Origin of the sequence: Gordonia oleivorans, assembly GCF_040044975.1 — a bacterium.
In the GTDB taxonomy this organism is placed as follows: domain Bacteria; phylum Actinomycetota; class Actinomycetes; order Mycobacteriales; family Mycobacteriaceae; genus Gordonia; species Gordonia oleivorans.
In genome coordinates this window covers 74,024-87,024 of the sequence record NZ_JBDZDI010000023.1, presented here as the reverse complement: position 1 = coordinate 87,024, position 13,001 = coordinate 74,024, and the positions used below count along the sequence as shown (strand labels likewise).

The 13,001-nt window shown below is 66.6% G+C and carries 11 protein-coding genes; 4 read left to right on the top strand and 7 right to left on the bottom strand.

The genetic code is table 11. From position 1 onward, the window contains the following. Positions 1 to 444: 444 nt before the first annotated feature. A complete protein-coding gene (locus tag ABLE92_RS22630; RefSeq protein WP_348807044.1) occupies positions 445 to 762 on the bottom strand; it encodes a putative quinol monooxygenase in 318 nt (105 codons plus the stop codon). Between the two features lie 87 nt (positions 763 to 849). Then, entirely contained in the window at positions 850 to 1,647 is a 798-nt protein-coding gene (locus ABLE92_RS22625) for a sulfite exporter TauE/SafE family protein (protein ID WP_348807043.1), read from the bottom strand. A 98-nt stretch (positions 1,648 to 1,745) separates the two neighbouring features. Here ABLE92_RS22625 and ABLE92_RS22620 point away from each other — a divergent pair, with 98 nt between their 5' ends. Further along, positions 1,746 to 2,384, top strand: coding sequence for a DUF1345 domain-containing protein (locus ABLE92_RS22620; protein WP_348807042.1), 639 nt, complete (start codon positions 1,746 to 1,748; stop codon positions 2,382 to 2,384). Between the two features lie 3 nt (positions 2,385 to 2,387). Here the strand turns inward: ABLE92_RS22620 and solA are convergent, their stop codons facing one another. Together solA and ABLE92_RS22610 are read right to left on the bottom strand one after the other, a co-directional pair. After that, the gene (gene solA, locus ABLE92_RS22615) at positions 2,388 to 3,524 is read right to left on the bottom strand and encodes an N-methyl-L-tryptophan oxidase (RefSeq protein WP_348807041.1); all 1,137 of its coding nucleotides are present in this window, start codon (positions 3,522 to 3,524) and stop codon (positions 2,388 to 2,390) included. Further along, positions 3,521 to 4,669, bottom strand: a complete 1,149-nt coding sequence (locus tag ABLE92_RS22610; RefSeq protein ID WP_348807040.1) for an ornithine cyclodeaminase family protein — start codon at positions 4,667 to 4,669, stop codon at positions 3,521 to 3,523. The genes solA and ABLE92_RS22610 overlap by 4 nt, the downstream gene beginning before the upstream one ends. Before the next feature lie 156 nt (positions 4,670 to 4,825). Here ABLE92_RS22610 and ABLE92_RS22605 point away from each other — a divergent pair, with 156 nt between their 5' ends. Next, positions 4,826 to 5,428, top strand: a complete 603-nt coding sequence (locus ABLE92_RS22605) for a TetR/AcrR family transcriptional regulator (protein WP_348807039.1) — start codon at positions 4,826 to 4,828, stop codon at positions 5,426 to 5,428. 13 nt (positions 5,429 to 5,441) lie between these two features. Here the strand turns inward: ABLE92_RS22605 and ABLE92_RS22600 are convergent, their stop codons facing one another. Then, on the bottom strand, positions 5,442 to 6,128 hold the full coding sequence (locus tag ABLE92_RS22600) for a helix-turn-helix domain-containing protein (protein ID WP_348807038.1): 687 nt from the start codon (positions 6,126 to 6,128) through the stop codon (positions 5,442 to 5,444). Next, positions 6,125 to 7,633 (bottom strand): APC family permease, encoded by a 1,509-nt coding sequence (locus tag ABLE92_RS22595; RefSeq protein WP_348807037.1) that lies wholly within the window; start codon positions 7,631 to 7,633, stop codon positions 6,125 to 6,127. Before ABLE92_RS22595 ends, ABLE92_RS22600 begins: the two co-directional genes overlap by 4 nt. 238 nt (positions 7,634 to 7,871) lie before the next feature. Here ABLE92_RS22595 and ABLE92_RS22590 point away from each other — a divergent pair, with 238 nt between their 5' ends. Both ABLE92_RS22590 and ABLE92_RS22585 read left to right on the top strand, forming a co-directional pair. Further along, on the top strand, positions 7,872 to 9,353 hold the full coding sequence (locus ABLE92_RS22590) for an APC family permease (RefSeq protein ID WP_348807036.1): 1,482 nt from the start codon (positions 7,872 to 7,874) through the stop codon (positions 9,351 to 9,353). Between the two features lie 51 nt (positions 9,354 to 9,404). After that, positions 9,405 to 11,318 carry a primary-amine oxidase gene (locus ABLE92_RS22585; RefSeq protein WP_348807035.1) on the top strand — a complete coding sequence of 638 codons (1,914 nt, stop codon included), beginning with the start codon at positions 9,405 to 9,407 and terminating at the stop codon, positions 11,316 to 11,318. A gap of 528 nt (positions 11,319 to 11,846) precedes the next feature. Here the strand turns inward: ABLE92_RS22585 and ABLE92_RS22580 are convergent. Next, on the bottom strand, positions 11,847 to 12,998 hold the full coding sequence (locus ABLE92_RS22580; RefSeq protein ID WP_348807034.1) for an acyl-CoA dehydrogenase family protein: 1,152 nt from the start codon (positions 12,996 to 12,998) through the stop codon (positions 11,847 to 11,849). Between the last annotated feature and the right edge of the window lie 3 nt (positions 12,999 to 13,001).

The window sequence follows — 13,001 nt, the reverse complement described above, 5'->3', positions numbered from 1 at the left end:
GTTTCCACCAACCACCCACAGTCAAACGACCGCAGCAACGCGTCGCCATCAACCTGCACCACCAACCCACCGCATAACACAACAAAATCGGGAACTGACTCACCACAGCTTGACACTCACCGGCCGGGCGCCATCAGTGTCGGACAAAGCGCTGTCAACGTGGAGGAGAGCGCTGTCAACGGAGTTCAGAGCGCTGTCAGTGAACCGACAGCGCTCGCCAACGGGCCTGTCGTCGCCTTCCAGCCTTGACTGACGGTGGTCTCGACACGGCTCGTCGTTTCGACGGAGCTCAACGCGGCGGCTTGCGCTCCTCACCGGCTCGACCAGCGGGGGTCCGGACACAACTCAACCAGCGGGGGGTTAGGACACGACTCAGCCAGCGGACGTTCTGGACACCACTCGACCACGTGAACCCGCGGGTCACGGGCGCACTGTCAGTGAAACCTAGAGGGCGCCCTTGTTTGCGTCGCCGGCCGGGACGGCGGTGAAGGTCTTGACGTCCAACGGCCCCGCGAGGAGGGGACCGATCGCGGCGCCGAGTTCGGCGAGCGCCGGTGCGCCGCCATGCACCTTGAGGGCGTCGGCCGATTCCCACTTCTCGATCATCACGAAGTCGGTGCCGACGGCCGCCTCGTGCAGTGCGTACAGTTCGCAACCCGGCTCGCCGTGGACCTTGTCGATGGCGGTCAGGATCGCCTCCTTGACCTCGGCTTCCTTGCCCTCCTGCGGGCTGATTGTCGCCACCACGATCACCTCGGACATCTCGTGTCACTCACCTTCGTCTCGACTGCAGTTTGACCAGTCGCACGCTACCCGGTGGCCACCCCGTCGACGGTGAAACCTCAGAACTCAGGCGAGCAGCCGCCACAGGCCGACGAGACCGACGATGACGATCACCACGCGCAGCGTCCACGGCGACAACCGTCGCCCGTATCGTGCACCCACGACGCCGCCGATCAGCGAACCGACGGCGATCATCCCGGCCGCCGCCCACTCGATCCGGTCAAATGCGACGATCGTGTAGGTCACGGCGGCAACCACATTCACGATCAGCGACAACAGATTCTTGGCCGCGTTGAGGCGCTGGATGTCGTCCGGCGCGATCACTCCGATGGCACCGATCAGCAAGATGCCCTGCGCGGCTGTGAAGTATCCGCCGTAGATGCCGATGAGGAAGGTGGCCGACGTCATCGCGGCGAGGCGCGTGGGCGTCAGCGGAAATGCCTGGGAGATCGGCACATCCGGGTCATGGCCGGCCCTCGACCGCTGCAACGACCGGCGCTGGATCCGGGGTCCGAGAACCACCAGGATCAGCGCACCGATGAGCAACACCGGCACGACGGCCTCGAACACCGTCTCCGGCAGATGCAGCAGCAGAAAGCATCCCAGCAACGCACCGAGGAACGACCCGGGGATCTGCCACCGCAGCCTCGGCCACTGCCCGTCGAGTTCCCGCCGGTACCCCCACGTCCCCGACACCCCGCCGGCGACCAGCCCGATCGCATTGGAGATGGTCGCGCTGACCGGAGGCACCCCGAAGGCCACCAGCGTGGGGAAGGTGATGAGTGTTCCACTACCGACCAGCGCGTTGATGGCTCCGGCACCGAACCCGGCGGCGAGCACCGCCATCAATTCCCACGTGGACATGCCTCCAGGGTGCCCGGAGACCGAATCCACACGGCGTCTGGGTGCCGCACCCCGCGTCGTACCGCCGCAAACGGCTCACGAACCACTATCACTGAAGCATGCAGATCACGCCGAACGCCGCGACCCACCGCATCCTCACCGCTGTGGCCGTAGGAGTCGTGGCCGGCACCGCCACCGGCGTGCTCATCGACGACATCGGACACGGACTGCTCGTCGGCATCGTCGGGACCGCAGGAGCGTTCGTGCTGATGGACTGGCTCGCCCTGTGGCCGATGGACGGCGCCGAAACCAAGGAGCATGTGGCCCGCGAGGATTTCCGGCCGCAGGTCGACGAGATCATCGTCATCGCCGCCGCCCTCTCCGCCCTCGGTGGCATCGTCGGATTGCTCATCGAAGGTGGTTCCCACGCGCAGTGGCCTCCCGCGGCACTCGCCCTGGCCGGCGTCTTCCTCGCCTGGGCGAGCCTGCACCTGATGTTCGCCACCCGGTACGCCTACATGTACTACGCCGACGGCACGCCCGGCGGGATCGACTTCAACTCCGACGATCCGCCGGCCTTCCGCGACTTCTTTTATTTCAGCTACAACCTCGGCATGACCTATCAGGTGTCCGACACGTCGGTCTCCGACTCGGCGATTCGTGCGGTGGCGCTGCGCCAGTGCCTCATCTCCTACGCCTTCGGTGCGGTGATCCTCGCGACCACCATCAATCTCGTCGCCGGAGTGGTGACCGGGTAGCGGTCAGGACACCGCCACGCTCCGGTGCCCGTCGACGGTGAACGCATCGCCGACGAACCGCACCGGCTCACCGAGCGCCATCGCCGCCAATTCCTCACCCCACACCGGTGCGAACTTGAATCCGTTGCCGCTCATCGCCGTTGCCACGACGATCCGATCACCGACCCGATCGATGACCGGCATCTTCGTCGGCGTCCACGAATCGGCGTGCAGCGACCACCGGACAACCTCGGGGATGAGATCGGGCATCAGCCGCTGTGCCTGCTCGCCGACCCAGCGCAACTGATCGCCGTCGAGTGTCGTGGGATGCCCGGTGGCGGTGTCGAAGTCGAGATGCGAGCAGATCTTGATGCTGTACCCGTCAAGTGTCGGCACACCGAACGCATGCACGTCGCCGCGGTCACGCATGAAGCCGGGCAACCGATCCGGGGTGAACAGGCCGATGTGGCGCGGCATCAGCCAGGTGAGCGCGAACGTCTTGGACGTGACGATGTCGGCGAGACCGGGCAGCACCTGGGTGGTCCAGGGACCGGCGGTGACGATGACCTGATCGGCGAGGTACTCACCCCGGGTGGTACTCACCCTGACCCCGTCAGCGGCGTCCTCGATGTCGAGCACCGTGGTGTCGTACAGCGCCGAAGCACCGTGGGCGAGAGCCTGATCCGTGGCTGCCGCGACGGCCATCTCGGGCCGCATCGCCCCACCGAGCGTGTCGAGCACACCCACGTCGCCGTCGTCGATGGCGAACTGCGGGAAGCGTTCCCGCAACGATGAGGCGTCGAGAACCTCGTGAGGCAGGTCGAACTGATCGATCGCGGCGAGGGTCGGCACCAGGTCCGGATGATCGGCGGGCGCCACACTCAATGCCCCCACCGGCAGCAGAACGTCGGTGCCGTAGGCCGCACCCAACTGTTGCCACAGTGCCCGCGAGCGCAGCAGCGCCGGGGTGAACAGTTCGCCTTCCTTGGCGGCGACGCGGAACAGTCGGGACTCCCCCGCGTACGCGCCGTTGGGGTGGACGCGTCCGTACTGTTCGATGCCGAGGACGTCCACACCTCGGGAGGCCAACTGCCACAGTGTCATCGACCCGATGGAGCCGAGTCCGACGACGATCACCGAACGTCGCGCGGCGGGACTCATGCCAGCACCGGGCTTTCCCACAGGTTCAACGAGGTTCCGATGCCGCGTTCGACGGCGTTGCGGTACACCACCGTTCCCCACGCGACATCCTCGACGGGCATGCCGCCCACCGACATCAGCACGATCTCGTCGTCGCTGCGACGACCGACCACATCACCCGCGGCCACCGCGCCGAGGTCGATGAGTTCGTCACGGTCCATCGCGCCGTCGTGGATCATGTCGAGGAACTTGCAGCCGATGATCGGGATCACGTTGTGCGACGGGTATCCGGCCTCCTCCGCCCAGGCCTCGTAGAGGCGGGTGTTGTCGACGACCTTGCGCACGTCGGGCCCCTGGAGGGTCTCGTCGATGTTGCAGCCGGCCGGCATGCTCAGGAAGGCGCCGGGCTTGATCCAGTCGCGGGTCAGCGTCGGATAGGTCGACGGGTCACCCGCCTCGCCGGAGGTGCAGAAGGTGACGATGTCGCTGTCGCGGACCGCCTCCTCCAGGGTGTCCACCTCGACGACGGTGATCTGCGGAAACTGGTCGGCGACCCAGGAAGTGAAGGTGTCCAGGCTCTTTCGGCCACGGCCCTTGATCTTGACGGTGTCGATCTTGGGGCAGGTCGCCACGAATGCCGCCAGTGAGGTCTTGGCCATCACGCCGGGTCCGACGATGCCGACGACCTGCGAGTCGGGTTGGGCGAGCAGTCGTGCGCCGACGCCGGGAACCGCGCCGGTGCGATACGCCGACAGCAGATTCGCCGACATGAGTGCCAGCGGCGCACCGGTGTCGGTGTCGTTCAGCATGAACATGAGAATCGAACGGGGAAGCCCCTTCTCGCGGTTGGCGATGTTCGATCCGTACCACTTCATGCCACTGGTGCCGAAGCTGCCGCCGAGGTAGGCGGGCATCGCCATGAAGCGACGGTCGGCGGTGTTGGCCGGCATCGTCTCGAACTCGGATTCGTCGGGGAAGGTGATCATCGCACCGTGCGAGTCCGCGTTGGGTCCGGCCATCCGGTAGTCGCCGCGATGCAGCAGCACGAAGGTTTCCTGCATGGCATCCACGCAGGTGGCCATGTCGGTGACGCCGGCGGCGATCATGTCCTGTTCGGACAGGTAGCGGAAGTCGATGGCGGTGGTCGGTCGGGTCGTTTCGGTCATGATCGTGGGTCCTGACATGTGGGTGAGGTGATCGGTCGCGCAGTCGCATCGACGTCGATACCCTGCGGTTGCCAGCAACATTACAAACGTAATGTTTCGGATGAGTACTGGTATGTTCCCTTTGGGTAAACCGCATCGGGAGGAGGAGCCACCGTCGTGAACAACGTCTCCACGCCCACCTCCGGCGCCCGTCCCGGCTACGGCACCGGCCGTGATGCCCTGGTGTCGGCAACCATCACCATCGTTGCCACACAAGGTATTCGGAAACTGACCTATCGTGCGGTGGCCGCGGCCGCCGGCGTCACCCACGGCACGGTGCAGCATCATTTCGCCAACCTGGACACCCTCCTCGAGGCCGCCCTCGAGCATTGCGTCGACGTCAGCATCGCCGATTCGGCACTGTCCGGCGGCCATGACAGCGTCGACGGCTTCATGGCGGGACTGTCGCGGCTGGTGCGAGACACCCTCGACGAGCAGGTCTTCCAGTACGAACTCGTGCTCGAGTCCCGTCGCCGTCCCGAGTTACGGCCGCACGTCGAACGCTATTACGCGCGATATGCCGAGTCCATCGGAGAATCGTTGCGGCGGATGCATCTTCCCGACGACGACACCACCGTGGAGGTGGTCTTCTCCGCCGTCGACGGCCTCGTGTTCCGCGCCCTCACCCTCGGCGACGGCAATCTCTCCCACCTCGACGTGCATCTCGACCGACTCCGGGAGTTGTTGCACGCGTTGGGCGAACGCGCGCCGGAGAGATGACCCGGGACCGAGCTCAGCCCTCGGCACGCAGGATGGCCCCCACCCGGGCGGCCGGCTCGCTCAGCAACCGTGCCAGCGCGTCGGCGTTGTCGATGTGCTTGGCCGGCGCCGAGATCACCAGCACGGCGCTCAACTCGTCGTCACGACCCCAGACGGGCACCGCCACGCACCCGAAGTTGGGGATGAACGATCCGACCTGACTGACGAATTCCGGTGCCGCCGAGGGATGTCCCGATCCGACGGCGAGGACGAGACGTCCGGCGGCCGAGGCGGTCAGGTCGTGCAGGAGCCGCCCGGGATCGCTGAGCGGATAGTCGGGGTCGATGTCGATCAGACTCAGGCGCGCCCGCGCGGTACCGGGCCGGTGACAGCCGAACAGGTGCACGCCGAAGCGCAACCCACCCCGGATCTCATCCAGGGTGGTGCGCAACTGTTCCGGCACCGTCGAGCCCGACGCCACTCCGACGAGGCGCTCGATCTTGGCACCCAACGCGAACCCGCCGAGATCGGGGGTCCGGACCAGATACTCCTCCTGGGCAAGCAGATTCACCAGCCGGTAGGTCGCCGACTTCGACAGGCCCAGATGCCGCGAGAGTTCGGCGGCACTGACACCGGGCCCGATCGTGGCCACCTCTTCGAGGATCTGCAGCGCGTTGATCACCGACCGCGACGACGAATCGCCGGCGAAGGCCGGGCTCATCGGGTCGGCCCGACGACGGCGATGTCGTCGGTGTCCAGATGCCCACTCCAGACCTCGGAGCGGGTCGGTGTCTCGTGAATACCGACCCGAGCCAGCAACTCCGGCCGCACGACACGCAGGACCACACAGCCCAGCGCCGCGATCACCAGCCAGGCCACCGCCGCCAGGATCCCGGGCCACCACGCCCCACCGATGTTGGTGACGATGAAGACCACGAGGATCGTGACGATCCCGACGGAACCGAGCGCGGCGGCGACGACGATCCGCGGCTGCAGTTCACCGGTCCGGTAGAGGAATACCGGCGCCGCGACACACACCAGCGCGTACGCCACGAGAAACGCGATCGCCGGCGCCGACGCCATCGACCCACGGACGCTGTTGGCCGACGCCCCCGCGAAGATACTCACGACCACCACCGCGGCGATCAGCGCCACCGACACCACCACCCCCACCACCGGGGTCTTGTATCGCGGATGGGTGCGCCCGAGCGGCGCGGGCACGACACCCTCACGCGACAGCGACAGCAATGTCCTCGTCAACGCCGTCGTGCTGGCGAGCATGCACGCCAGGAACGACGCGCACACCCCGATGTAGACGATCGGCGTGACCCACCCGACCCCCAGTTCCCGGGTCAGAACACCGAGGTCGCCGCTGCCGAGTCCCGCGATGGCCTCCAGCACCGACGGGTTGCCCGCCTGTGCCGCGGTGGCGAGAACCACGACGACGACCCCGATGCCGAGCGAGACACGCATCGCCCGCGGAACGGTGCGCAGCGGTCGCCGCGCCTCCACCGACAGCGTTGCCGCGCTCTCGAATCCGACGAGTCCGCACACGGCGATGGCCACGCCGCTGAACAGGTCGGTCATGCGGTCCGGGCCGGCCACCATCGCCGACAACGACGAATGCGGAGAGGTTCGGACGAGCAGTGCGACCACGACGGCCAACAGCACGACGACGGCGACGGACTCCACCACCAGTCCCACCCGGGCCGAGAAGCGTATTCCGCGGATGAGCAGGACCGCGCACAGCACGGCGAGCGCGGTGGCGGCGACGCAGATCTGCGCGGGTCCGGGATCGTCGACACCGATCAGGCGCAGCCCGTACCAGGACATCTGCGACAGCATGAGCACACCCAAAGCGCCGTACCCGAGCACCATCGCGGCAGCGGTGATCAGCCCGCTCGTCGATCCCAGTCCCTTGGCGACGTAGGTGTAGAGCGCACCCGGAGCGGCCATTCGCGACGCGAACGCGCCCAGGGTGACCGCGACCAGCGCCGACAACACCGCGGCACCGATGACGCTCCAGACCAGCGGTCCGCCGGATTGGCTCACCAGCATCGGTATGGTGGCGGCCGCGGCGCAGGGTGCCATCACCGCCACCGACTGGGCCACGACGTCGCCGAAGCCCAGGGTGCGGCGGTCGAGGCCCGCCAGTTGCGACCGGGCACCCAGCCGCAGGCGCACCCGCGCGCGGCGCCCGGCACCATCGGCTACGGGCTCGGACATAGGGCGCGACGCTAGTGACGCGGTGTTGCCGCCGTGTTTCGGGCCCGTGTTCGCGCGGTGACATGCAACGGGTCGTCGGGCCCGGCCGATTCCCGATGGGATGTCACAACGGTTAACTGCGGAGCAACTCCGTGGCGATGAACGACCGCGATTCTGGATGCACGACGGGCATTGCGGCCCGATGCGTTCATCCCCGGCGCCGATCCAATTGCGCGCCCCTGCCACGAAAGACACACCCATGACATCCATCGACGCCGGCGCGGCATCTGCCGCGACGACCTCCCCGGGGCCAGCCTCGGCTCCGACCACCCGATCCTTGTCCGGTTCCCTCGGTGTGGGGGCGATCGTCTTCATGGTCGTCGCGGCGGCCGCCCCGCTGACCGTCGTCGGCGGCGGCGTGCCGATCGCGTTCCTGCTGGGCAACGGGCCCGGTGTGCCGGCGATGTTCGTCGTCACCGCCGTGGTGCTGCTGCTGTTCGCAGTCGGCCTGTCGACGATGGCCCGCTACATCCCGCGTCCCGGCGCCTTCTTCACCTACGTCGGCTACGGCCTCGGCCGGCCCCTCGGTCTGGGCACCGCCCACCTCGCACTGCTCACCTACACGATGGTGCAGGTCGCGGTGTACGGGCTGATCGGTGTGCTGATCTCCTCGGGCATCGTCGACCTCGGTGGCCCGGACATCCCGTGGTGGGCCTGCGCGCTGGCCGTCGCCGCGTTCACCGGAGTACTCGGCTACCGCCACATCGAGCTCAGCTCCAAGGTGCTGGGACTGCTGCTGATCGCCGAGATCGGCATCGTGCTCATCCTCGACATCGCCATCATGGTTCAGGGTGGCGCACAAGGGTTGTCGCTGGAATCGTTCACCCCGTCGGCGGTCTTTTCCGGCGCTCCCGGCATCGGTTTGATGTTCGCCGTCGCCGGCTTCATCGGCTTCGAGGCGACCGCGATCTTCCGCAACGAGGCCCGCGATCCCGACCGCACCATCCCGCGCGCCACCTACGTCGCCGTACTCCTGATCGGCGTGTTCTACGCCTTCACGTCGTGGGCGCTGGTGATGGCGTGGGGCCCGGACAATGTGGTGGCCGCAGCCGCCGAGGATCCGGCCGGCATGATCATGGCCACCGCGCAGACCTACCTCGGCACCTGGGCGTCGACGACCGTGAACATCCTGCTCATCACCAGCCTGTTCGCCTGCATCCTCAGTTTCCACAACGTGATCTCCCGCTACCAGCATTCGATGGCCAATGCGACGGCGATGCCGTCCCGCCTCGGCACCATCCACCCGACGCACCTGTCACCGCACGTCAGTTCCTTCGTGCAGACGACCACCGCGGTGGCGCTGGTGGCACTGTTCGCCGCCCTCGGACTCGATCCCGAACTGCAGGTCTTCGCCTGGTTCTCCGGTGTCGCGACGCTCGGCATCGTGGCGCTGATGGCACTGACCTGCGTCGCCGTCATCGTCTACTTCCGGCGCAAGAAGATCGCCGCCGGCGTGTGGCGTTCGGTCGTCGCACCCGTCCTCGGTCTCATCGGCCTCGTGGTCACCCTGATCGCCGTCGTCGCCAACTTCCCGACCCTCATCGGTGGGTCACAGTCGCTGGCCGACTTCTTCTTCGCCCTGGTGGTCGACGCGGTCCTCATCGGCGTCGTCCAGGCGTTGATCCTGCGCCGTCGCAACGAAACCGCCTATGACTCACTGACCTCCGCCATCGCGGCCTGACCTCGCCACCCACCAGGAATCGGCCTCCCACCACCAATCGAGAGGAACACCATGACCATCGCCCCCGAGACCGTCACCGCCCCGATACTGGGCAGCCTCACCGCCGACGAGATCACCAAGGCCCGCAACATCCTCAGCAGCGCCGGACTCGTCACCACCACAACCCGCTTCGTCTACGTCGGATTCGACGAACCGGACAAGGCCGCCGTGCTGGCGCACCGCTCCGGCGACGCCCCGGCACCGGATCGCCGTGCCCGGATCATGTTGCTGGACATCGTATCCGGTGTGGCCACCGACAACCTGGTGTCGCTGACCGACGGGAGCCTCGTGGCCAGCACCCCGGTCGATCCCGAGGTGGGTCAACTCCCCATCCTCGACGAGGAATTCGCGATCGTGTCGGAGTTCCTCGCGACCGAACCCCGCTGGGGTGAGGCGCTGCGGGCCCGCGGCGTCGACCCGGCCACGACGGTCGCCGTGCCGCTGTCGGCGGGTACGTACGACAATCCGAATGAGAAGGGCCGTCGCATCATTCGTACCTTCGCGTTCGTCCAGGGGCACGAGAAGGACCTGCCCTGGGCTCATCCCGTCGACGGATTGTGCGCCTACGTCGACATCGTGAACCGCGAGATCATCGACATCGTCGACTACCGGAGGTTCGATGTTCCCACCGAATCGGCGAACTTCGACACCACCGAGATCGCCGGGGCACCGCTGGAGGGGCTCAAGCCGATCGAGATCACCCAGCCCGAAGGGCCGAGTTTCACCGTCAGCGGGGAGCACATCGACTGGACCAACTGGTCCCTCGACATCTCCTTCGACGCCCGCGAGGGACTGATCCTGCGGAACCTGCAGTATCAGAATCGCGACGTGGCCTACCGTGCGTCGATCAACGAGATGGTGGTGCCGTACGGCGATCCGTCGCCGAACCGCTACTGGCAGAACTACTTCGACACCGGCGAGTACGTCTACGGGCGCTACACGAACTCGCTGACCCTAGGTTGTGACTGCCTCGGCGAGATCTACTACTTCGACGCCACCCTCGCCGACGAGCAGGGCTCGCCCCGCACCATCACCAATGCGATCTGCATGCATGAAGAGGATTACGGCACGCTGTGGAAGCACACCGACATCTTCACCGGCATGAGCGAGGTGCGGCGTCAGCGCCGCCTGGTGATCAGCTTCTTCACCACCGTCGGCAACTACGACTACGGCTGCTACTGGTACCTCTACCTCGACGGCACCATCGAACTCGAGGCGAAGCTCACCGGCATGGCCTTCACCGCCGCCTACCCGGAGGAGGGGTCGGACTACCAGAGCCACGTCGCCCCCGGTCTGGGACTGCCGTATCACCAGCACCTGTTCAGCGCACGCCTGGACATGACCGTCGACGGCGTCACCAACGCCGTCGACGAGATCGATGCGGTGAGTGTGCCGATGGGAGAAGGCAATCCGTGGGGTAATGCGTTCACCGCGCAGATCACCCGCATCGCCTCCGAGGCCGACGGGGTGCGGCAGGCCAATGCCGCGGCGGGCCGAACCTGGCACATCGTCAACACCGAGAAGACCGGCCGGATGGGTCACCACCCGGCGTACGCACTGCACGCCCATCAGACCCCGATGCTGCTCGCCGACCCCGCGTCATCGATCGCCAAACGGGCCGCATTCACCACCAATCAGGTGTGGGTGAGTGCCTACGATGCGTCGGAACGTTATGCGGCAGGCGATTTCGTCAACCAGAGCTCGGGCGCGGTGGGCCTGCCCGCGTACCTCTCGGCCGATCGCCCCCTCGACGGCGAGGACATCGTGGTGTGGCACACCTTCGGGATCACCCACTTCCCCCGCACCGAGGACTGGCCGATCATGCCGGTCGACTACGCCGGATTCACGTTGAAGCCCTACAACTTCACCGACAAGTGCCCGGTGATGAACGTGCCACCCACCACGGCCAAGCACTGCTGCGGGTAGTCGGTCCCCCGCCGGCCGAGTGCCGCGAGCCTCGACCCCCGCCGGTCGAGTGCCGCGAGCGTTGACCCCACCTGCTTGACCCCGCTGGCCGAGTGCCGCGAGCGTTGACCCCGCCTGCTTGACCCCGCTGGCCGAGTGCCGCGAGCTTGCGAGCGGTGTATCGAGGCCACCACACCGAGCCCGAGAGCGCTTGGTGCGCACCACCTTTCCAGCCCACGAAAGTGGCCTCGATACACTCGCTCGTTCCTCGCGAGCACTCGGCCGGCGGGAACGACTGACGAAAGCCGCTTCGACTCGCCCGGGAACCTGCCCCGCTGGCCGAGTGCCGCGAGCTTGCGAGCGGTGTATCGAGGCCACCACACCGAGCCCGAGAGCGCTTGGTGCGCACCACCTTCTGGCCTACGAAAGTGGCCTCGATACACTCGCTCGTTCCTCGCGAGCACTCGGCCGGCGGGAACGACTTACGAAAGTGGCCTCGATACGCTCGGCCGGCGGGAGCGACTTACGACACTTTGGTGCAGAACGGAACTACAGGCCCATGTCGCGGCCGATGAGATCCTTCATGATCTCGGTGGTGCCACCGAAGATGGTCTGGATTCGGGAATCGGTGTACGCGCGCGCCACCTTGTACTCGTTCATGTACCCGTAGCCGCCGTGCAGCTGCACGCAGCGGTCGATGACCTTCTTGGCGGTTTCGGTGCACCACCACTTGGCCTTGGCCGCGTCGACCGCGGTCAGGTCGTCGTCGAGCACCGCGCGCAGGCAGCGGTCGATGTACTGCTCGGCGATGTCGAGTTCGGTCGACATCTCGGCGAGATAGAAGCGGTTGGCCTGGAACGAGCCGATCGGCTTGCCGAATGCCTTGCGGTCCTTGGTGTACTGCAGGGTCTCCTCGAAGACGCCCCGGGCACCGGCGATGGCACCGACGGCGATCGACAACCGCTCCGAGGGCAGGTTTTGCATCAGGTGATAGAAGCCGCGGCCCTCGACGCCGAGCAGATTCTCCTTGGGCACACGGACATCGGTGAACTGCAGTTCGGCGGTGTCCTGCGCCTTGAGGCCCATCTTGTCGAGCTTGCGCCCGCGCTCGAAGCCCTCCATGTCGCGTTCGACGACGAGCAGCGAGAAGGCCTTGTGACCGGCGGCCGGATCCGGATTGGTGCGGCACACCACGACCACGAGGTCGGAGTTGATGCCGGCCGAGATGAAGGTCTTCGATCCGTTGAGGACGTAGTGATCGCCCTCGTCGCGTGCCGAGGTCTTGATACCGGCCAGGTCACTTCCGGCACCGGGTTCGGTCATGGCGACGGCGAGAATCGTTTCGCCGGTGGCCATTCCGGGCATCCACCGGGCCTTCTGCTCATCGTTGGCCAGGTGCAGGAAGTACGGGACGAGCACGTCGTTTTGCAGGCTCAGACCGGGTGCGGCACCACCGAACCGGGAGAACTCCTCCACCACAACGGCATTGAAGCGGAAGTCGTCCATGACTCCACCGCCACCGAACTCCTCGGGGATGTTGAAGCCGAGCAGTCCGGCGTCGCCGGCCTTGCGGTAGGCCTCGCGGTCGACCTGCCCCGCGGCCTCCCACTTCTCGACATTCGGCGCGCATTCGCGAGCCAGGAATTCACGTGCGCTCTCACGCAACTGCTCGTGTTCGGTTTCGAAGATGGTGCGTTTCATGGG

What these genes read in the sequence shown, in the direction of transcription:
- solA (WP_348807041.1), bottom strand. Translation starts at nt 3,524, where the DNA reads ATGAGTCCCGCCGCGCGACGTTCGGTGATCGTCGTCGGACTCGGCTCC.
- ABLE92_RS22620 (WP_348807042.1), top strand. Translation starts at nt 1,746, where the DNA reads ATGCAGATCACGCCGAACGCCGCGACCCACCGCATCCTCACCGCTGTG.
- ABLE92_RS22610 (WP_348807040.1), bottom strand. Translation starts at nt 4,669, where the DNA reads ATGACCGAAACGACCCGACCGACCACCGCCATCGACTTCCGCTACCTG.
- ABLE92_RS22630 (WP_348807044.1), bottom strand. Translation starts at nt 762, where the DNA reads ATGTCCGAGGTGATCGTGGTGGCGACAATCAGCCCGCAGGAGGGCAAG.
- ABLE92_RS22585 (WP_348807035.1), top strand. Translation starts at nt 9,405, where the DNA reads ATGACCATCGCCCCCGAGACCGTCACCGCCCCGATACTGGGCAGCCTC.
- ABLE92_RS22625 (WP_348807043.1), bottom strand. Translation starts at nt 1,647, where the DNA reads ATGTCCACGTGGGAATTGATGGCGGTGCTCGCCGCCGGGTTCGGTGCC.
- ABLE92_RS22580 (WP_348807034.1), bottom strand. Translation starts at nt 12,998, where the DNA reads ATGAAACGCACCATCTTCGAAACCGAACACGAGCAGTTGCGTGAGAGC.
- ABLE92_RS22590 (WP_348807036.1), top strand. Translation starts at nt 7,872, where the DNA reads ATGACATCCATCGACGCCGGCGCGGCATCTGCCGCGACGACCTCCCCG.
- ABLE92_RS22595 (WP_348807037.1), bottom strand. Translation starts at nt 7,633, where the DNA reads ATGTCCGAGCCCGTAGCCGATGGTGCCGGGCGCCGCGCGCGGGTGCGC.
- ABLE92_RS22600 (WP_348807038.1), bottom strand. Translation starts at nt 6,128, where the DNA reads ATGAGCCCGGCCTTCGCCGGCGATTCGTCGTCGCGGTCGGTGATCAAC.